This window comes from Citrobacter sp. T1.2D-1, assembly GCF_950098555.1.
In the GTDB taxonomy this organism is placed as follows: Bacteria; Pseudomonadota; Gammaproteobacteria; order Enterobacterales; family Enterobacteriaceae; genus Citrobacter_A; species Citrobacter_A telavivensis.
The window spans coordinates 183,321-202,373 of record NZ_CATNHH010000023.1 but is presented as its reverse complement, the minus strand read 5'-3'; the positions used below and the strand labels follow the sequence as shown (position 1 = coordinate 202,373).

Sequence of the window (19,053 nt, the reverse complement as noted above, 5' to 3'; positions counted from 1 at the left end):
TATGATTAATGAAAGGTTACGTGTTTGGGGGGTTATTTTATGAATGCCTCTTTCATGCTATTTAAATGAACTGGCTTAAAGTAAATATTACGCATCCGGCGCACATCGCCGTATATATCAATACTGACGATGACATCAATGCTTTTAAGTACCTTGCGTAACAGTACATCAAAAGGAATGTTCCGGCAGTCCGGGTTTTCATAGCAGCGGTCAATGATCCCTTCGATGCATTCTTCCGGGCTGCCCGCATGCAGGGAGGTGATTAACCCCTCATGTCCGGAACCAATAATTTTCAGCGCGTCCCACGCTTCCCGCCCACGAATTTCCGCCAGTAATATCCGGTCAGGGTTCATACGATAATTAGCACGGATCAGCCTGCCTGGTGTGACAATGGCGTTATCCCCGGCATCCGCCAGGTAAAAAAGATGAACATAATTGCCGTGGTGATAAAAACGGATTTCGGGATTATCCTCAATCGTTATCAACCGGAGATGCAGCGGAATATAATGCAGCAGCGTTTTCATATAGGTGGTTTTGCCGGAGCCGGTTTCACCCACGATAAATATCGTTTTGCCGTATTCCACCGCCTTTTCCATAAAGCGGGGAGTATCCCCGCTGTGATATAACCGGATCAGTGCATTATCCTGACTTTCCTTTTTTTCCTGACCGGCCACGCGCTGATAAAATCCCGCATCAATCCATGACTGATGTGTTTTCTGCTCAAACGAGGGTTTGCGCAGCGTAATGGACACCGTATTACGTTCACAGGCCGGGGGAATAATCGCCTGAATACGTTCGCCGGATCCTAATGTTGCAGAAAGGATGGGTGATGTATCGTCAATATTATCGTCATGCCAGGACGCCAGCGCTCTGGCAAAAGCATGACACTGACGCAACGTGATGGGGGATGTCTGTTTTTGCCAGTTCCCCCGGATTTTCGTATGCAGTTCACCCGGCCGGTTAACAGCAATTTCCGTCAGGCCATCCTGAGCGAGAAAATCACCAAACAGCCGGTTTTTCATAAAATCCAGTGACAGGTTTTCAGCGCTCATACCATTTCTTTTTCAGCCGTAGTTGATAAACAGAGGAAAAATCAATATCCGTGCCGGTCATGATGCCGATCACATCGCCCTGGTTCAGGTACATGGTGGGCGGGATACTGATGCTGTTTTCCAGCGTCGTTTTCGCCATTTCCGCCGTGGCGGCGCGGGTGTTTTCGGTATAGTCGGTATTGCGGTCTTTACCCGGCGCGGCATCTGATGCCGCTGCCGCCACGTCCTGCACCGTACTCAGCATCAGGGCGTTGCCGAAACGCTCCCAGAAATGGCTGTCGATCCAGCCCGCGATCCCCGCCTCACCGAGTGGGCCGGTGGCCTGCGTATCGGTGAGCGGGATTTGCAGGCTGCCGGGTTCCGGCGTGCGCAGCTCCGTCCACAGCACAAACATCCGGCTGCGACCGTGTTGCAGTGCGCCGGTGCGGTAGATACCACGGGCGACTGTTCCTGCCGGGATCAGCTTCACATGATTACTGGCGCTCCAGACATCCTCACCAATCAGGCAGGAGATATGACCGCCAACATCGGATACGAAGCGCCGCATCATCGAACACGGAATATAGCGATCCACCGGGATATAGAGATCGGGATTAAGGCCCAGCCGCCTGACACCGGTGATGCGGGCAACGCCTAGATTGTCGTTGTTATTGCTGTCTGCCGGTGCTGTCGTATCCGGGCAGCGCAGACGTCCATCTTCGCCACTGACCAGTACAGACTGACAGGATGTGTACGCCGTGGAGGCTGACGGGCTGCCCGACGTACCCGCGTTGCTGCGCGATCCGCTTCGGGACGTGCGTGTATCGTCGCCTGACCCTGTGCTGCCGCTGTTCAGCCCGTCTGCCAGCGCTGCCGCCTTGTTCAGGGCGGGCGGCCCTGGCGGCAGAGCTGGAGTGGCAGGGGCGCTCTGACTGGCAGGGCCTGCGCTTTCCTGCCTCCCTGGCCCGAACAGGCCAAACGGGTTACTGTCCATGCCCAGATTCTTACGCTCCTGCTGCACCGCCCCGGAGGCGGGCGGCGGCGCGGTGTCAGATTCTTTCTCATCACCCCTTTTCAGGGCGCTGAGAAGACGATCGCCACCGGATGCCAGCGCGATGACCAGGACCAGACTCAGCAGGCTGACGATCAGCGTGCGGCGACCGGACGTCTTACGGAAACGGGTCACTTCCGGCTGACCAGACGGCGTTTTCTGCTCCGGCTCCTGATATGCCATTGCCGCGCGGGCGCGTTCACGGGCTTCTGCTTCCCGTTCTGCGGTGGTTTTTTCCGGTTCGTCCGGGAAAGGTCTGTCAGTCATTTTGCCTCCAGCGTAACGGACGGTGAAACGGTGTCGCTGCGGCTTACCGGGATGTGCCCGAATCCGGCGTTTTCGACGCCCACCACCGAGGTGCCGTAGCGCAGTACCAGTTGCGGCGATGCCGGAACCGCCATCACGGTGTAATTGCCCTGTTGAAACGTCCGGGGCGTGACGGCCTGCTCCTGGCCGTTCACCACCCGGAAGACGGAAGGCAGGGTTTTCGTGGGAGAAAAGCCGATATACGCAAAACGGCCGTCATCCCAGGCAAAGTCAGGGGCGATGGAGGCGGAACCGGCGGCCACCCGTTTTGTATAGCGCCAGTTGCGCGGCGTGGTGGTCTGCCCGAATGCCGCCGCCATCCGCTGCCGGTCCAGTGTTTCCTGCTGATGTTGCTGGCAGGTGGCGCTGGCGGCGGCTGACTTTTTCCTCTGCTCATCGGGATAGCGGTAGCGGATAACAAATGCCTGAGCGGGCGAGTCGCGGTCCAGCACGTTCAGCTCCAGGCTGTAATCACGCTTCGAGGTCACCACGAACAGGTTGGTTTTCCAGTCTTTTGCCGTCGGCAGAAACACTTGGCTGACGTTGTTGCCGCTGGCGTCCGTGACCGGCTGGGTAATCGGGTTCGGGCTGACGCCCACCCGGTTGTCGCTTTTCGTCACAGTCCAGCCTCTGGGAAAACCCGCCTGCGCATCGATAACGGTTTCATTGTCATCAAACACCAGCATGGTGACGTAACCGGGGCGGGTACTGACGACCGTGGCGTTCTGGCTGTTGTACGTGACGTTCTGCATCCGGCTGTCATACGCGCTGCCGCGTGGTGTCGCCGCGCTCCATGCCACGCATGACACCATTAAGCAAGAGAGGAGCAGGGTATGTTTCAGCATTATTCCCCCCTCAGCTCTTTATCGCGCTGGTAGCTGGTGACGATAAAGCCCAGTGGGTTCACTTCGCGCTGGCTGTCGGTAAGTTGGCGGTGCGGGACGTAGCGGTATGTGAGGCGGATATTCCAGACATCCGTTTTCACGGAATTATCAGCAATACGACGAATTGTGCGCTTGATACGCATGGTTGCCAGATTATCCGGCCCGGTGGCAGGCGCATGCACATTGGAAATAATGGCGATATCAACAACATATTCCGCCTTGTTAAAAATCACGTCCGGTGCCTGGTCGCCGTTAAACCCGTCCAGATAGTCCCGGTTCACGCTGTCGCTGTTAAATAACTGCACGTCGTCATAATCACGCTGAAGGGAGAAATAATTATATCCCTCGCGGAGTCTGACATAGTGTGCTGCCAGTGAATGCGCCAGCGCCTTTTCAGACGAAATATCCCGCTCTTTCACGCGGGTCATATATTCATAGCGACCGGTCTGTTTATCCACTGACCATAATTCAGTTTCGGTGGTTTTCAGCGGCAGCAGAATAATAATGGCCGCAATCGCCATTGCAGCCAGAATCAGTCCGGCAGCGGCCACCCGCCAGGCGGTTTTTCGGGAACGCTCTTCTTTTTCCAGCAGGATGGATTCAAAAGAGCGGGAAACATTAACAATGTTCTGAATATCAGACATGGTGAGTCAGCTCCTGAATGATGGTGGGGGAATTCACCGGCTCGGGTTCGCCGGATACCGGCGGGAGGTCGCCCTGATGCCGTGCGCAGCCCGTGAGCGCGCACAGCATCAGAAGGAAGATGCTGAATTTCATGGAAGCCCCTTATCGTATGGATGCAGGAATGCCGCACCGGTGGCGCAGGCCACGGCGTGACGGGGAAAGGAAATTAACGGCAGGAAGGATTAACGGTGACGTTGCCGGTTCAGGCGTTTCATGCTTTCGATGGCGGCGGCGCGTTTCTGCCAGGCGTTCACGGTTTTACCCGCGCCTGCGCCAGTGAGCCTGCCGGTCGCCGCGGGGACGGCCATGCCGCCTTTCGCAGCCAGGCGGGCACCTCCCTTTACTCCCGGACCGGCAAGGCTTGCAGATTTGTTCGCCATTCCGCTCAGGCCACTCATGGCTGCACCCTGCAGCACCGCCTGTACGGCGGCCCCGCTGAGTGCGCTGGCGAGCTTCGCGGAGAACCAGACCACCACACCTGCCGCTATCCCGGCCAGCAGGCACTGTGCCGCCAGCGTCACCATGTTGCTGACATTGGAAGTCCGGGTCGCTGCATCAAGGATTTTATTCAGGTAATTGATGGCGATACGGATGGATAAGGCGGAAAACATGATCGTTAATATTGCCGCGAAAATCGTTTTCAGCCAGTTATCAAACATCGGCTTAAGAAAACCGTACAGCAGGCAGAAAATAAAGAGCGGCGCGGTGGTCGTCATTAACAGGATGGTAATTTCAGCGAGCAGGTTGACAAAGGTGGCTGCCATCAGCAGAACGATCGCGCCGCCCCATACCAGCACTTCGGCAAAGCCACCATTCAGTTTGACGTAAGTCGAAGTGTCCATACTGAACAGCGTCTGCCCCAGTGTCTGTGCCTTTTCCCAGACGGTATCAAGTAGCGCCCAGACGTTATCATCGCCGCTGACACCGTCTTTGAGTGCCTGGATAGCCGCTACCGCCATATCCAGCCAGCTATCCCTGTTTAACGCAAAGGTGGTGATCAGCAACATTCGCCCCACATCCCAGACAACATCTTCAACCGGGGTCCGGAGTTTGCTAGCCAGTGTCTGATAACCGCGAAACAGTATAAATAAGGTAAAAGAGCTGACGATGATGACGCTGATCATCGAGCCGTAAGTGGAAGACTGACCTTCCAGAACGGCATTAAGTCCATCCATGATGTTTTTGTCCATACCAACAAAAATACCTCCGGACATGGTGCCTCACCTGATATATAAATAAAGGAAATAAAAAACAGGGAGAATTCCCTGTTTTGCTGGAGAAGATATTACCGGGTGACGGATTTTCTCTTTTCGGCTTCCTGCTGAAAGAGTGTCTCAAATTTTTCTTTTATTCCGGGCTTGCCAATTTGAGCGAACATAATGGCAGCCCGTTGAGCAAATTCGCAGTTATCGCTTGCCTCGCCATCCTCCAGGCATTGTGTATAAACTGCATAAGTTTCGTCAGGATGCTGCTTATACCAGGCTTCGGATTTGGTTTCCCTGCAGCCGGACAGTAATATCATGCCTGAGAGTGTGCATGAGGTGAATAAGGATCTGAGCACGGATAACCTCCTTATAAATTATTAAGGTCAGCAACAGGTGCCGTTAGCTGCTGCTGTTCAAAGGCTTTCTGTCTTTGCTGTTCCAGCAATGTCGTTCGCTGTTCAGCCTGTCTGACAGACATCTCCCACTGATTCGTCAGCGCATTTAACTGTACGCTTTTCGCCGCGATGGCGTTAGCCAGATCCTGAGACTCTTTCGAGTCCTGCGCATTCGATATACGGTCAGATAAGTCTGATATGTCGCTGAGTGTGCTGTTAATCCTGTTTTCAACGTCAGTGGTATTCTCAATCGCCATTGCCTGATTGATGATCATCTGTTTACAACTGTCGGCCAGGGCCTGAGATTTTATTCCTTCCTGTTCCTCGCTGCATACGCTGAACGATTTGTATTTATTGTAAAGGTTTTGCAGTTCAGAAGAATATGAACTGTTTTGCGTGGTCAGCAGATCATCCAGTGAAATACCGCTCTTACGGAGATTATCAATATCGGTTTTCAGGCTTCGGGCATCACTGAGAAAACCCTGAATATCCCGCACGCCGGTTGCGGTAGCCAGTTGCTTCTTATATGCATCAAGTTCACTTTTATAATGGGTAACCGTATCTTCCCATTGCTGTAATTTCTGCATCCACTGGTTAATGGATTCGGTATTCTGCACGGCGTCGAAAACCGGTATTCCGGCGCTGAACGCCTGCGTCGAGATAAATAACGATAATGCCAGAAGGTGATCCCGGGTACGCATTAATATTACCTCCAGTCTACTGTCAGATGGCCCGCTCAAGGAAAGCGTCTTTCCATTCATCAGGTCGCATACCGTCCTGATAAATGGCATCAAATATTTTCAGGTTGTCCTCACTGCCGCTGAGAAGCCGGGTGAGTTTACCCAGCCCGGACAGATCCATTTTTGCCATCGCCACAAACGGGCGGGTTTCCCCGGCCCGCAGCGGGGTTTTCAGGATGACCATATAATGCTCACCCGGATCCAGGTTCCTGACCGTGTCATAAACACTTTCCGGCACTTTCATTTTCTCCACGTAATCCGCATGGCTGGCTTTCGGATTGGCGAGGAAAATCTGGGTGCCGCACTGCTCAATAATCGCCGGGGCGATGGGGTGTCTGACGATTTCATCCGGTGACTGTGTTGCCGGGATGAAGATACCGTTCAGCTTGCGGATGACTTTCAGCATATTGAGCGAGAAGCGGGAAAATTCGACATCGGCCAGCCAGCGCCAGAACTCATCCATAAACATCACCAGGCGGCGACCGTCCAGAAGACTGGTCACACGGTACAGCAGGTAAAAGGTCACGGGGCCGCGAATATCGTCATCATCCAGAAATTCGGTGCCGTCGATACCAAAGTTATCGACATCGCTGATGGTGAATGTATCGGCCTCGTTATCAAACACCCAGCCGAACTCGCCCCCCTGCGCCCACTGTTTCAGGCGAATACGCAGCCCGTTGGTGCGGGCGTCTGTGGTCGGCGGCTCTGGCAGCACTTCCAGCAGCCGGGTGATCCCGAACCGGCGGTACTCCGGCGGATAGTCCAGCATGATGGTGTCCACGGCGGCACTGATCCGCTCCTCATCGCGCGGATCGAGCGGCTTACCGTTGCGGCGGCACAGCATGCGCACCAGCCGTTTGATGAAACTGATGTTCCGGCGGGTTGGCTCCAGCGCAAACGGGTTGAAGCCAGTGGGCTCGCCGGTACGGATGCGGAAATAACGCCCGCCCGCCTGGCGGATCGCCATCTCCGCCGCCCGGTCCTTATCGAAATACACTGTGGTCAGCCGTTTGATGGTGGCAGAAGGGGCAAACGTCGCCGGGTTACGGTACTTCTGCATCAGTTGTTGCATGACGGTCATCAGCAGGGTTTTTCCTGAGCCGGTTTTCCCGATAATTGCCGTATTCCCCGGCGTTTTCTCTCCAGTGTCATCCCGCCCGGCCTGGCTGTCGTGCAGGTTCAGGTAATACCCGCCACCGCCGGGAGATGTGAGGATGGCGATGGCTTCCCCCCACGGATTACCGCTGCGTTTGTGGGGATGGAAGTTATGCAGGCAGGCCATATCGGCAAAATTCTGGCTGCTGACGGCCACCAGTCGGGGACGCAGCGTATAGACTCCCGGCAGTTGCGCCAGATATGCGGCGGGCAGTGACAGGGTGGAGAGCGTCGTCATAATACCAAGATCGGCGAAGGGCTGGGCCAGAACGTTAGTGTCCTTCACCACCTGTCCGGCACTGTCTGAGGAGATCTGCAGGGAAAAGTGGAATTTACCGCACGACACATGTCCGGACTGGAGCAGGTCGCGCAGGACAAACAGCTCTTCGCGCTGGGAAATCGCATCATCGTCCGTGGAGTTAAGCCGTTTTTCCGCCAGCCGGATATGATTCTGCGCCTCATCCCGTGCCATACAGGTAAAGGACTGCGTCAGAATATACTCGCTTTCAGCGTACAGCAGCGCATCCAGCATACCGGTATGGGTTTCCGGGGAATAATCCTTAATCTCCAGACTGCGAAAGAAGCGTGAACCGCTGACCGTCTGGCATTCGCCGGTGTCGGTGGTAAAAAAGACGTCTGGCGTACTGAGCGTTTCATAAAATGGTGAGTGCGTTACGGCAACCTTCTGCCATCGACCGGTAAGCAGACGATGGAAGAACGCCAGTTGTGAGGAGTACACCCGTCCATTTTCTTCATATATCCCCAGCGGCGTTGCCGTATAGCGGGATAATGAGGATTCGAGTGCTTCGCGGTATTCCAGCATGATTTTGAGCGCCTCATCCAGTGCTGGCTGGCGTTTACCGGGCGACTGCGCCTTCATGGTTCTCTTCTCAATCGCAGAGAACGGCGCGTAGCAGACGGTAAAAAACAGCCGGTGCCGCCAGAACGGTTTTTCTTTTACCGACTGGTAATACCGACGTGTTACCTCATCGGAAAAGGGAATGCCGGAATTCGCCTCAAAGGCATCATGATATTTTTCACGGAGCCGGTGAATATAGAATGTTACCGGCAGACCTTCATACGAACGGATAATGTTATTCAGATGCGTGGCCATCAGGGTCAGGTGATGTTCGTCTTCACATTCAAAGACTGTGCCGCCCAGCTCCCAGGTGGCAACCAAATCACGGTGACGATTTCTGATGACGTAAGGGTGAATATGGGAGGAATAAGGAATGTATTTATCCAGCGTAACGCGCTCGTTTAATTTCATCTTCTGAATAAACTCCGAGACATCAACGTTATCGTACTGGTTTGCCAGAAGGGCATTCGCGCCAAAATGGGTATTGGTGAAAAGTCGTCCACGGGTTTTAAACGCCAGCCAGAGCAGACTGAAATAATGAATCTCCTTTCGGGTTTTATTTTTCATTTCCGCCCAGGCAGGAATGAGCAGAACCGCCAGGTAATAGCTGACATAGACCGCCAGCAGGACGATGGCCCCGCTGACGAGAACGAACGGCACCAGAGGAATACCCATAATGGCGGCAGGCCGCGTAAGCGCTTTATTCAGCGTAGCCATCGTTGCCTCCCTTATGACGCCCAGTAGGCACCGAAGCCGGATGCGCCGACAATCAGGATCGCGCCGATGATGACGTTACGCATATCGTGCAGGCTCTTGCCGTCGAACAGCACCTTATAACCTATCCACATGGTCGCCAGTGTGATGGTGACGGCGGCCAGTCCAAGCAGGCCGGTCGAGGTATTGCTCAGTGTCTCATTGGCCTTGTTAAATCCGCTGTCCGCCGCCAGTACCGGGGCAGACAGCAGGACGGGAGCGACACCAGAGTAACGGCGTTTACGCATGATCATTTCTCCTCATCAGGGATAACAGGGATAGCGCCGCGAATGACGGCATCGGGATAATGCAGGGAAGTCAGGACCGCCGCAGTGGCACCGGCAGGCTCGCCGCGCAGCACAACGGCGGGATAACGGACAGGCGGTTGCGCGTTCCGGTCAGGGTCACGCTGTCGGTCTTCCCGCGTGGACGGGACAGGATAGCCAATGCGCTGCACGTAGCTGGTCTGGTTAAAGGCGGATTCCGGTCGCTGGCCGGTTTCAAAGTTGCCGGAGTAGTAACAACTGAGTGCCCGTTTCAGGGTGCCACCGCGCCGGTAACAGTCGGCGAGAATGCGCTCAAATACCGACAGATTGATGCAAGGGCTAAGCAGGTCGCTGGCCGTGACGCCGTAATGGCGGAAATTGGTGCTGGTGATTTGCATCAGGCCGACCGAATAGCGTCTGCCCTGTGCAGCCAGCCGTCCGGTGAGGCGGATCGCCTCCGGCAGGCTCATGGGGAAATGTGAAATCACGCCCCGGCTACCTGGCAGAATTTCAGCAATGGCGTAAGGGTGGAAACCGGATTCGACCCGTGCGACATCAAGCGACGTGGACGGGTGAATACTGGCGGCGCACTGCACCGCCAGTGCCAGAAAGGCAGTGGTGGAAAGCATGCTGGCCTCGTAACAGAGAGACCGGCGGCTTATAGAAAAATACGCCGCCGGGGGAGAAGAAGAGAAAATGGATTAAGCGGCCGTATTTTGTGAAATGTCACTATCTTCTTTGGGTTCAAGTAGCACCAGTCTGCCGGAGACGGCAATACCGGGTATCAAAACGATATTCAGACCGGGCTTGCCGTTATGTGCGAAGGCCACGCCAACTTTTGTCCAGTACGTGTTTTTTTCGCCCTGAGCATCGGGCTGGCTTTCCTGGGTAACAAAGACGTGATAAACGGGTTTTCTCATGGAATTTCCTTTAATAAAACAGCAATGGATGAAATAAACGAATCACATTCCGGTTCTGCATTCCGGTTTTAACGGGTCAGCGAGAACATTCAGCGGCACCCTGAATTGTGGTTACGTGACAGCCCGATCCATGTTGTTAAAGAGCAATACCCGACCCGGACGAATTAACGTCCATCAGGGCAACCATGTTGTAATGGCGTTTTCAGAATCGAATATCTGGCGAGGGATATAAATGAGAAACTCAAAACAAAAAGAAGAGAGAAAAATAGCGGAGTATTTAAGATGCAGTGAGAGTAATGAGGATTTAAAAAACACGAGAGAGTGGTATTCACATTCACCGTGAATAATAAAGACGTGCAGAGATATAACATCTCTACACGTCCTTTTTATCCTGTCAGCGGCTACTACGTTCAAGTTTTTCCTGACATTCCGTACAGGTGGTTACACCCGGCAGTGCTTGCCGTCGCTTTTCTGGAATGGGTTTACCACATAAACGACAGTGGAATAATGATGGCGCAGGCCCTGGTTTAAATCGATTCTGCGCAATCATCTCATCCAGTCGCTGTTCATTAAATTCCTGATCGCGGTCAATCTCATCCGGCATGTGGCGTCCTCCTGTCAGTGGCAGCGTCCTGTTCGAACAGTGCGATACGTTTCCAGACCATGGTGAGTGATAGCCCTTCGACCTTAGGCTTCAGGGCTTCCGTTACCTGCATCATGGCAATCAGTGCGTCAGGCGATTCGAGGTTGCCCACCCGGCATTGCTGCCATTGCCGCCAGATCCTGGCATCCGTCTCTTCATCCGGCTCAGGTGTACGTCCATATGGCACGTTGACACCCAGCAACCGTCGGCGAAGGCAGACGTCATTAGACGTCAGGCCAAAGTAGTGGTTGAGCAACGCAATAGAACCGCCCAGCCGGATAGCCCGGTTAATCTGCTGCTGTTGCCGGTATTCCTGTCGGGCCTGCGCCAGTAAATGATGCAGAACATCATGGCGGACACTGACCGAAACAAAGGGAGCCGCCGCCCGGCTGACAGCAAACAGTTCATCGAGTGATAACTCATTAAGAGCATTCATTTCGTCGAAAGTGAATCCGAGGGACTCACAGTAACGAATATTGCCTTCTTTCAGAGCATGAAGGACGTCGGTTAATACGTCATAATTCAATGTCGGGATCATAATTCTGTACCTCCCTTAAATATTTTCAGCGGTTGGTTAATTTAAGGTTGATCCATTCATCAATTTCAGATTCCAGCCACGCCACGCTGGCAGGGCCAATTTTAATGGAGCGAGGAAAATCGCCATTTTTCATATACAGGTAAATCTGAGAACGTTTAAGACCCGTTTTTTCTTCAACCTGTTTCAGACGCAACAACTGATGTGCTTTCATTGTTTTCTCCTGTAATGGAAATAAACCGGGTATGCCCGTAGATAAAAAAACACGGCGGAAGATGGAGGAAAAGCTAATGAACCCGTATTAAGGGCACGTAACCCCTTAGTACGGGTTATGTATTGGGACGGATAAATATCCAGTTAGAGAGGCAAGGATGCGGAAGAAGGGGAACCCCGCTCCAGCGCATTTTTCAGCGTATCGCCACTCAGACGATCAGTAATACCGTCATCTGAGGCCCACTGCTCAAAAATGGACAGGAGTTTATAGGGATGTCGAATTAAGGGGCTTATGGCTTCATTATGTTTACAGGCAAGCCAGAACATACGAGATAATGGCGTTGATATTCGAGTTGAAGATGATGACACATTTTTGTTTCTAATATATATTTTTATTAGCTTTTCAAGTTCTGAGTGCCGTATTACTAAACAGGCATCCTTAGGTAAGTTATAAATTGGAAAATATCCGTGACTTTCTGCCTTTTGTGGTAAAAAATATTCATAAGAATTTAACTTAATACTATCAGGTAACCTCTTGATTTGCTTTTCCATTCTGGTCGCCCATGTTGTTTTTTCGAATAGCTGAAATATTTCTCCAGATATGGAAACTGATAAGCCATAGTTTATACTATTAGCTCCTGTTATTGGCAAAGGTATGTTGAGAGATTGGGCTAATAATGATTGGACAATAACATATTCGTACCCAATCAAAGTTGTGTCAATAACTCTTTGCCTTGGGGAAAAATGTTTACCACTAGTGCTAATAATTAAATTTATTCCGTTGGTGAAGTTTATCCCGTCTAGTAAGCAAAGTTTTGTTAAAAATGAATCCGTGGCTAAGCATAGTTTTATTTTATTATTATTTTTTTGAACTTTTCTTAAAATAATAGGAGATTGGAAATAAATTGATAAGTGAATATTACCACATAAAGCATGACGATAAAGATCACTGACTGTTAAATTTTTATCTATAATTTGACTAGCTATTGTCGCTGCTTCTTGTATGGTTACCCATTCCAGCATTTTATTTGGAGATTTTAAAGTAGCGTTATTCAATGACATATAGAAGCTCCTTTTATATAACAATATCTTTGGAATAATCAAAATGGATAGTGTTATCTGTAGGGGCTTGTATATATCGAAACGGTGAAAGTAATAAAATTTAATAAGATCGACATCCTTGTGCTTTTGTTATTCAATTATCAGCAGCGCCCTCATTTTGACAATTCAATCACAGAGTTAGAGATTTGTTAAATCTATATCTATTCTAGCCTCGAGAGCTAGGTTAATGATATAAATTATCACGCTTATTGAAACGACCTAAAATGTTGAATGTTTAATAGGACGCTCAGCGGGGAATTATAAACCGGCACTATGGCCGGTTTTCTTTTATATATAATATCATGAGTGTTGATCAAAATAACATACAGGTGTTTATATAAGATCAATAGGTATAATTACGTTAAGTCAGGATTGCCTGAGATTTGAATGCTTTTTGATATTTACAAACTGTATGAAAGCGCCTAGACCTGCAACAACGCCTGCTGTGGCGGCAAGCAACCATGGGGATAAATTCTGTAAGAGAAGAATGCCACCCATTGCGGCACCAATAGCACTACCCAAGTATAAGGCTGACTCATTGAGAGCTACCGCTAAGTTACCATCGCCCTGTAGCTCACGAGCTTTAATTAATTCGTTATTCTGCGGCACTTGCAATGCCCATCCTACTGCCCCCCAGACTGCAATTGGTATCATTACGAACCATGAGCCCATGGATGCTGAGGGCGATAGTAGAAATAACGAAATAGCTAAAATAACCATAATACTAAAACTCAGCACGGGCCCCTGAAAGCGATCGACCAGAGGACCAATTAAAAAACTGCCTATCACCCCCCCAATTCCCCAAACCCAAAGGTAAGGCGTTACGGAATGCACAGCTCCATAATCTGCATCAGAGAGCAGAGGGGCTATAAAAGTATACATACCAAGACTTGCAATTGCGGCTAATAAAGATACAAAAAGGATTGAGACAACATGCATATCACTAAGAAGCATCAATTTTTGCTTAAGGGATATCGTCTGAGCTTTAGGCAGCATCGGGAGTTTCGTAATTAGTCCAATGAAAGAAATGGCTCCTAATAACGCAACTAACCACAGAGCAATAGCCCACCCAAAACGTTCTGCTAATAGGAGGCTGAGCGGAACTCCAAGCACTGTTCCACTTGCCATACCTCCCATAATAACAGAAATGGCCTTTCCTCTTTGGTCTGGCTCTGAGAGTGCCGCTGCTGCGGCAATACCCATAGCTAGATAAATACCAGCCCCTACTCCCGCAATTGCACGAAATATAAGCAATACGGTGAAATCAGTTGATAACGCACTGGCAGCATTAGCTATCACAAACAGTCCCAGGGCAAATAATAAACCTCTGCGTTGTTGATGAGCAGGTAATAATGCAACAAAGACAGGTGAACCGAGACCATAAGCAAGAGTAAAAGCGGTGACGAGTTGGGCTGCTATCGCAGCCGAAACTGAAAATGATGTTTGTATCATTGGTATCAGCCCGGCAGTAACATATGAAGCCATGCCCAGAGCGAAAGCTCCTAAGGCTATAAGATATACGGCAGATCGAGTATTTAGAGCCATAAAAATTCCTAATTTCGTATTTAAATTGGGGGTAAATAATTACCCCCGATGAAAATCAAAAAGAGAGCGAAATGCTATAATCCTTAAGCCATGTATTTAAACCAATGGCAAGCTCAATGCCCATACGATCATACATGGGAGACAGATCGCCGATTGGCTTCTCTAATGTCTGTTGAATACGTTTATGATCTAATAGGGGTAGAACCGGCGAATTTGAGTCCTCTAAAATTGTGGTTAATGACTGACGTAAAGCTCTTTCATAAGCAGGATCCTGGGTTGAGGGATATGGACTCTTAACACGATTTGAAATACTTTCCGGCAGGATGTCTTTAGTCGCAGCCCTTAGAATACTTTTTTCACGTCCATCAAACGCCTTCATTTCCCAGGGAATATTAAAAGCATACTCAACTAGCCGGTGATCGCAAAAAGGTACACGTACTTCGAGACCAACAGCCATACTCATTCTGTCTTTGCGATCCAGTAGGGTTTGAACAAATCGGGTCAAATTGACATAGCTCATTTGCCTCATCCGATAGTTGGTTTCATTTTCTCCTGGCAGCACTGGAGTTTCTGTCAGAGCCTGTCTATAGCTATCTTGCAAAAAAACATCCATTTCAAGCTTATTCAATAAGCTCTGTGAAAAAAGCGTCTTCCCGTCAAAATATTTTCCAGTGACGGAGGTCAACCATGGGAAGGTTTTAGCCGCTATAGCCTCAGGATCATGGAACCATCGATACCCACCAAATACTTCATCTGCCGATTCGCCAGAAAGCGCGACAGTTGAATGCTGCCTTATACTTTGAAACAGTTGATAAAGAGAAGGCCACATATCGCCCCAAAACGCGGGTGGTAAATCCAAAGCATGTACTATCCTTGAACGCAATTCTGGATCAGCCATAGAACTACTATCGATTATAATTTCTCCATGCTTTGAATTAATTTGCTCAACCAAATCTCGCACAAAAGGAGCATCTGGAGTGCCACGGACTCCATCCCCGGCGAATTCTGTACTATGTTTGGCAAAATCAACTGAGAACGAACGAATATTTTCCTTTCCACCAGCAAGGAGTTTTTTCGAAGCCAGAGCGGTAATTATGGATGAGTCAAGCCCACCTGATAAAAGACTACATAATGGCACATCAGCAACGATGTGTCGGTCGACGATGTCTTCAAGCAGGTCACGAGTATGCTTTATTGTCTGCTCAAGGGAATCCCGATGTTCACGTGCTTCAAGTTTCCAGTATCGCCTTTTAGAAAGCCCACTATGAGAAACTTTTATACACTCCCCAGGTAAAACTTCGCGCATTCCTGAAAATATCGCCTGACCTGGCGTTTTTACCATCTCTAATATTTCCCTCATACCATCAGCATCCACTTTACGAGGGACAAGAGAGTTAGCTAAAAGAGCCTTTGGCTCCGAGCCAAAAATTATGCCGTCTTCTGTTTGAAAATAATAAAGAGGCTTTACACCCATCCTGTCGCGAACAAGGAAAAGTTCCTGTTTTAGGCGATCCCATATAGCGAAGGCGTACATACCATTTAACTTTTCAGGAAAGTCGTTACCCCACTGAAGGTAAGAGTGTAAGACTACTTCCGTGTCACTTCGCGTTTCAAAACGGTGGCCTAAGCTTTGAAGTTCTGCTCTTAATTCTTGAAAATTATATACTTCACCAGTATATGTGATAACAGCCGCAGCACGATATCCACTATAATTGGCCATCATCGGCTGGCGTCCTCCTTCAAGATCTATAACAGATAGCCGACGATGCCCTAATCCAACAGGTCCGTCTATCCATAGACCCTCTGCATCTGGACCCCGTAGAGTCATTGTATCTGTCATTCTTTGCAGCGTTTCCCGCTGAGATTCCAAATTTTGGCTATAGGAAAGCCATCCAGTCATTCCACACATAATTTCACTCCAGTAAGAAAATTTTTATCCAAGACTTTCTAAGTCAGCATCATGTGGTAACAGAACTCGTGTTTGTCCTCGTATATAGCGTGCTGGTGATGTTGCCAAAACTTTCTGACTAATTTCATCTAGCAATTCTTGCAAACCGAATGTTGTGTTAAGATCTGCAAATGGCTGAAGAGGTTGAATGTTATTTGAAACGTATAAAACTACGTCTTTGCAGAATTGAGACAATTTTTCTACAGTCTCCAAGCCGGGTATACGTGGTTCAGTTTTTAAATCCAGCACAGTGATATTTTTACCAGTCGAATCCCGTGTCCAGATTTTGAGGTGGTCGCTATCCCATTCAGGAGTGTCGTAAACGATTCGTGAATGATATAAATTTCCCTTAGAGTCAATAAAAGTAAAGTCTACGTTCCGTTGTCGTTCTATATTGACAAAGCTGCTATAGCCAGCAACTGGCGCATTACCCAATTTCGCAGTGAGTAAGACAGTATCAAGTATATCTCCTCCTGAAATTGAGAAATCAGATTTTATACCCAATGCTGTTTCTAATTTTAAAGGGGAGTCTTTTGGGTATATGTGATTTATAAGGTCCAGTGCATGAATTATTTCACTGGTTACACCACAAGTAGGTCGATAATCATTAATACGATCTTTCCCCCAATGGAATGATGCTCTAACTAGCACCCATTCTCTATTTTTTACTTCATCACGCAGTTTCTGAGTGGTTTCTGAATAACGTTCAACGAGATTAAGTGCAAATCCTTTGATATTTTTAAGCGGTTTTGTTAAATCGCACCACTTTTCATCGGGTATAGCTAAAGGTTTTTCGCAAATAATGAACCCATTAAAGCCCTCTAATTCTCTGAGGGTTTTAACATGACTATGATCATTTACACTCACAACGATTATATCTGGGCTGATAATTTTCATTGCTTCAGATACTTTTTCAAAATATGGCAATTCTACATCTCTCTTATGCCTACTGACATATGAGAAGTGCATATGGGTACCAAGTTCTTTGCCTAAGTAACTGAAAGAGCGAAGAAAACGTTGGCCAGCATAACCGAGGCCAATAATTAGTATTTTCATAATCTGTTTCCTTCATAGATGAAGATATTTTCAGGGCTAACGGTGAACCCTAGCTTTTCATAAAGGCCTTCGGCTTCATAAGTTGATTCAAGTACGACTTTAGAAACTGTTTTTTCTTCAAACCAACTTAATAGGTTCTTCATAATACATAAGGCGACGCCTTGTCTTCTCCATTGAGGAAGAACAACTACAGATTGCACCCAACCGCACATTCCATTAATACAATCTGGAGCAGGAGGGCGGTTGTCAATGATACCTGTGGCACAACCAGCAAGCATACCCTCACACTCAGCGACGAATATTTTTATGTTTCCATTACTTCCATGTTGTTCATTTATCCATTTAATATAAGATTTTTTCCAAATATTACTTTCATGAATGTTGCGACTTGTGTAGCTTGTGTTATGCTTCCCATCAAGCAACATCGAACGCAGATCTACAAGGTTATTAGTATCTTTATCTTGCGCCGCACGAACTTTAATTTTAGCTTGAATTATGTTCATCATTATGCTGCCTGTCCTGAGGATTTTTTCTGTTTAAGAGGAATGTCAAAATACTGGAACACTTCTGATAATGATTCAGCAAGATCCTTAATCTGCTCTTCGCTATGATTAGGTGTGGCATTAACTCTAAAACGCTCAGTTCCAACAGAAACAGATGGATAGTTTATAGGCTGTAAATAAATACCATGTACTTTCAATAAACGCTCGGCTGCTGATTTACATTTGACCGCATCGCCTACCAGTACAGGTAATATATGAGTCGTAGAACAAGACATAACCGGTATATTCATCCGTTCAAGTTCTGAACGTAGAAGCTTGGTGCGTTCCTGGAGTAATTCTCGCTCTTTAGGATGTTTTTTTAGATAATTAATGCTAGCTAAGCAACCAGCAGCTATTGCAGGTGGTAGTGAAGTAGTAAAAATAAATCCTGTCGCAAACGATCTTATAGAATCTATCATCCATTTTCGGCCGGTAATATACCCTCCAATTACGCCTATTGCTTTGGCCATTGTGCCCTGTATGATATCGATTTTATCTGCCACACCGACCTCAGCAGCAATACCCTCACCATTGGGCCCATACATGCCTATAGCATGTACTTCATCTAGGTAAGTTAAAGCATTGTATTTTTTAGCTGCTGCGACAATAGATTCAATAGGCGCGACGTCGCCATCCATTGAGTAAACCGACTCAAAAATTACTACTTTTGGGCGTGTTAATGGATACTGAGCAAGAATTTGTGTTAGATGGTCAACATCATTATGTCTAAATATCTGCCGTTCTGTTTGAGTTGAACGTATACCGTTAATTATTGAGGCGTGATTCTGTTCATCACTTATCACAACGCACTCAGGTATTTGTCGCAACAGGCATTGTAACGTTGCGTCATTAGAGCTAAAGCCAGTAGGAAAAACTAAAGCTGCTTCTTTACTATGCCATTCGGCGAGACTGCTTTCCAGTTTTCCAAATAATCCGTGTGTACCGCCAATATTCCGCGATCCACCTGACCCTGCACCATAGGAATCGATAGCCTCATGCATGGCTTGACGAACAACAGGATGTTGTGACATTCCGAGATAATCATTACTGCACCATACTACGACAGGTCTGGTTTCGTCTCCTTCAAGACGAGCCAGGGGGTAGCTACCACATATACGATTTAAAGTAACAAAAGTACGATACTGACCTGATGATTTAAGGTCGTTCAGCTTTTCATTCAATAAATTCTGGTACATTTTTCACCCCTGTAATTTTACAAAC

General features: G+C 48.7%; 21 protein-coding genes. All 21 read right to left on the bottom strand.

The features are described 5' to 3' along the window. Nucleotides 1-32: 32 nt before the first annotated feature. Nucleotides 33-1,052 carry a P-type DNA transfer ATPase VirB11 gene (gene virB11, locus QQZ17_RS17185; protein WP_060617201.1) on the bottom strand — a complete coding sequence of 340 codons (1,020 nt, stop codon included), beginning with the start codon at nt 1,050-1,052 and terminating at the stop codon, nt 33-35. Continuing rightward, nucleotides 1,042-2,349 carry a VirB10/TraB/TrbI family type IV secretion system protein gene (gene virB10, locus QQZ17_RS17180; RefSeq protein ID WP_152403885.1) on the bottom strand — a complete coding sequence of 436 codons (1,308 nt, stop codon included), beginning with the start codon at nt 2,347-2,349 and terminating at the stop codon, nt 1,042-1,044. Before virB10 ends, virB11 begins: the two co-directional genes overlap by 11 nt. Beyond that, nucleotides 2,346-3,233, bottom strand: a complete 888-nt coding sequence (virB9, locus tag QQZ17_RS17175; RefSeq protein WP_152403887.1) for a P-type conjugative transfer protein VirB9 — start codon at nt 3,231-3,233, stop codon at nt 2,346-2,348. The genes virB10 and virB9 overlap by 4 nt, the downstream gene beginning before the upstream one ends. After that, entirely contained in the window at nt 3,233-3,916 is a 684-nt protein-coding gene (locus QQZ17_RS17170) for a virB8 family protein (protein WP_112035136.1), read from the bottom strand. Before QQZ17_RS17170 ends, virB9 begins: the two co-directional genes overlap by 1 nt. Continuing rightward, entirely contained in the window at nt 3,909-4,049 is a 141-nt protein-coding gene (locus tag QQZ17_RS17165) for a hypothetical protein (RefSeq protein WP_060617294.1), read from the bottom strand. The genes QQZ17_RS17170 and QQZ17_RS17165 overlap by 8 nt, the downstream gene beginning before the upstream one ends. Nucleotides 4,050-4,138: 89 nt before the next feature. Beyond that, a complete protein-coding gene (locus tag QQZ17_RS17160) occupies nt 4,139-5,170 on the bottom strand; it encodes a type IV secretion system protein (RefSeq protein ID WP_060617295.1) in 1,032 nt (343 codons plus the stop codon). Nucleotides 5,171-5,241: 71 nt separating this feature from the next. Then, entirely contained in the window at nt 5,242-5,517 is a 276-nt protein-coding gene (locus QQZ17_RS17155; protein WP_060617296.1) for an EexN family lipoprotein, read from the bottom strand. 11 nt (nt 5,518-5,528) lie between these two features. Beyond that, nucleotides 5,529-6,257, bottom strand: coding sequence for a type IV secretion system protein (locus QQZ17_RS17150; protein WP_060617297.1), 729 nt, complete (start codon nt 6,255-6,257; stop codon nt 5,529-5,531). 22 nt (nt 6,258-6,279) lie between these two features. Then, entirely contained in the window at nt 6,280-9,027 is a 2,748-nt protein-coding gene (locus QQZ17_RS17145) for a VirB4 family type IV secretion/conjugal transfer ATPase (RefSeq protein WP_060617298.1), read from the bottom strand. Between the two features lie 11 nt (nt 9,028-9,038). Then, nucleotides 9,039-9,317: a TrbC/VirB2 family protein gene (locus QQZ17_RS17140; RefSeq protein ID WP_060617299.1), complete on the bottom strand. Its 279-nt coding sequence runs from the start codon at nt 9,315-9,317 to the stop codon at nt 9,039-9,041. Further along, on the bottom strand, nt 9,314-9,958 hold the full coding sequence (locus QQZ17_RS17135; protein WP_060617300.1) for a lytic transglycosylase domain-containing protein: 645 nt from the start codon (nt 9,956-9,958) through the stop codon (nt 9,314-9,316). The genes QQZ17_RS17140 and QQZ17_RS17135 overlap by 4 nt, the downstream gene beginning before the upstream one ends. A 72-nt stretch (nt 9,959-10,030) precedes the next feature. After that, the gene (locus tag QQZ17_RS17130; RefSeq protein WP_060617301.1) at nt 10,031-10,249 is read right to left on the bottom strand and encodes a hypothetical protein; all 219 of its coding nucleotides are present in this window, start codon (nt 10,247-10,249) and stop codon (nt 10,031-10,033) included. 394 nt (nt 10,250-10,643) lie between these two features. After that, the gene (locus QQZ17_RS17125; protein WP_060617302.1) at nt 10,644-10,853 is read right to left on the bottom strand and encodes a TraR/DksA family transcriptional regulator; all 210 of its coding nucleotides are present in this window, start codon (nt 10,851-10,853) and stop codon (nt 10,644-10,646) included. Further along, on the bottom strand, nt 10,843-11,430 hold the full coding sequence (locus QQZ17_RS17120) for a DUF2857 domain-containing protein (protein WP_060617303.1): 588 nt from the start codon (nt 11,428-11,430) through the stop codon (nt 10,843-10,845). Before QQZ17_RS17120 ends, QQZ17_RS17125 begins: the two co-directional genes overlap by 11 nt. A gap of 25 nt (nt 11,431-11,455) precedes the next feature. Further along, the gene (locus QQZ17_RS17115; RefSeq protein WP_044173390.1) at nt 11,456-11,641 is read right to left on the bottom strand and encodes an AlpA family transcriptional regulator; all 186 of its coding nucleotides are present in this window, start codon (nt 11,639-11,641) and stop codon (nt 11,456-11,458) included. Between the two features lie 143 nt (nt 11,642-11,784). Beyond that, nucleotides 11,785-12,702, bottom strand: a complete 918-nt coding sequence (locus tag QQZ17_RS17110; RefSeq protein ID WP_060617304.1) for a hypothetical protein — start codon at nt 12,700-12,702, stop codon at nt 11,785-11,787. A 405-nt stretch (nt 12,703-13,107) separates the two neighbouring features. Continuing rightward, on the bottom strand, nt 13,108-14,286 hold the full coding sequence (locus QQZ17_RS17105) for an MFS transporter (protein WP_060617305.1): 1,179 nt from the start codon (nt 14,284-14,286) through the stop codon (nt 13,108-13,110). A gap of 55 nt (nt 14,287-14,341) precedes the next feature. Beyond that, a complete protein-coding gene (asnB, locus tag QQZ17_RS17100; protein ID WP_060617306.1) occupies nt 14,342-16,195 on the bottom strand; it encodes an asparagine synthase (glutamine-hydrolyzing) in 1,854 nt (617 codons plus the stop codon). A 24-nt stretch (nt 16,196-16,219) separates the two neighbouring features. After that, nucleotides 16,220-17,290: a Gfo/Idh/MocA family oxidoreductase gene (locus tag QQZ17_RS17095; protein WP_060617307.1), complete on the bottom strand. Its 1,071-nt coding sequence runs from the start codon at nt 17,288-17,290 to the stop codon at nt 16,220-16,222. Further along, the gene (locus QQZ17_RS17090; RefSeq protein WP_227650175.1) at nt 17,287-17,796 is read right to left on the bottom strand and encodes a GNAT family N-acetyltransferase; all 510 of its coding nucleotides are present in this window, start codon (nt 17,794-17,796) and stop codon (nt 17,287-17,289) included. The genes QQZ17_RS17095 and QQZ17_RS17090 overlap by 4 nt, the downstream gene beginning before the upstream one ends. Further along, nucleotides 17,796-19,028: a 5-aminolevulinate synthase gene (hemA, locus tag QQZ17_RS17085; protein ID WP_060617308.1), complete on the bottom strand. Its 1,233-nt coding sequence runs from the start codon at nt 19,026-19,028 to the stop codon at nt 17,796-17,798. The genes QQZ17_RS17090 and hemA overlap by 1 nt, the downstream gene beginning before the upstream one ends. Nucleotides 19,029-19,053: the final 25 nt, after the last annotated feature.

Coding starts and splice junctions, on each gene's coding strand:
- virB11 (WP_060617201.1), bottom strand. CDS start 1,052: ATGAGCGCTGAAAACCTGTCACTGGATTTTATGAAAAACCGGCTGTTT.
- virB10 (WP_152403885.1), bottom strand. CDS start 2,349: ATGACTGACAGACCTTTCCCGGACGAACCGGAAAAAACCACCGCAGAA.
- virB9 (WP_152403887.1), bottom strand. CDS start 3,233: ATGCTGAAACATACCCTGCTCCTCTCTTGCTTAATGGTGTCATGCGTG.
- QQZ17_RS17170 (WP_112035136.1), bottom strand. CDS start 3,916: ATGTCTGATATTCAGAACATTGTTAATGTTTCCCGCTCTTTTGAATCC.
- QQZ17_RS17165 (WP_060617294.1), bottom strand. CDS start 4,049: ATGAAATTCAGCATCTTCCTTCTGATGCTGTGCGCGCTCACGGGCTGC.
- QQZ17_RS17160 (WP_060617295.1), bottom strand. CDS start 5,170: ATGTCCGGAGGTATTTTTGTTGGTATGGACAAAAACATCATGGATGGA.
- QQZ17_RS17150 (WP_060617297.1), bottom strand. CDS start 6,257: ATGCGTACCCGGGATCACCTTCTGGCATTATCGTTATTTATCTCGACG.
- QQZ17_RS17145 (WP_060617298.1), bottom strand. CDS start 9,027: ATGGCTACGCTGAATAAAGCGCTTACGCGGCCTGCCGCCATTATGGGT.
- QQZ17_RS17140 (WP_060617299.1), bottom strand. CDS start 9,317: ATGATCATGCGTAAACGCCGTTACTCTGGTGTCGCTCCCGTCCTGCTG.
- QQZ17_RS17135 (WP_060617300.1), bottom strand. CDS start 9,958: ATGCTTTCCACCACTGCCTTTCTGGCACTGGCGGTGCAGTGCGCCGCC.
- QQZ17_RS17130 (WP_060617301.1), bottom strand. CDS start 10,249: ATGAGAAAACCCGTTTATCACGTCTTTGTTACCCAGGAAAGCCAGCCC.
- QQZ17_RS17125 (WP_060617302.1), bottom strand. CDS start 10,853: ATGCCGGATGAGATTGACCGCGATCAGGAATTTAATGAACAGCGACTG.
- QQZ17_RS17120 (WP_060617303.1), bottom strand. CDS start 11,430: ATGATCCCGACATTGAATTATGACGTATTAACCGACGTCCTTCATGCT.
- QQZ17_RS17115 (WP_044173390.1), bottom strand. CDS start 11,641: ATGAAAGCACATCAGTTGTTGCGTCTGAAACAGGTTGAAGAAAAAACG.
- QQZ17_RS17110 (WP_060617304.1), bottom strand. CDS start 12,702: ATGTCATTGAATAACGCTACTTTAAAATCTCCAAATAAAATGCTGGAA.
- QQZ17_RS17105 (WP_060617305.1), bottom strand. CDS start 14,286: ATGGCTCTAAATACTCGATCTGCCGTATATCTTATAGCCTTAGGAGCT.
- asnB (WP_060617306.1), bottom strand. CDS start 16,195: ATGTGTGGAATGACTGGATGGCTTTCCTATAGCCAAAATTTGGAATCT.
- QQZ17_RS17095 (WP_060617307.1), bottom strand. CDS start 17,290: ATGAAAATACTAATTATTGGCCTCGGTTATGCTGGCCAACGTTTTCTT.
- QQZ17_RS17090 (WP_227650175.1), bottom strand. CDS start 17,796: ATGATGAACATAATTCAAGCTAAAATTAAAGTTCGTGCGGCGCAAGAT.
- hemA (WP_060617308.1), bottom strand. CDS start 19,028: ATGTACCAGAATTTATTGAATGAAAAGCTGAACGACCTTAAATCATCA.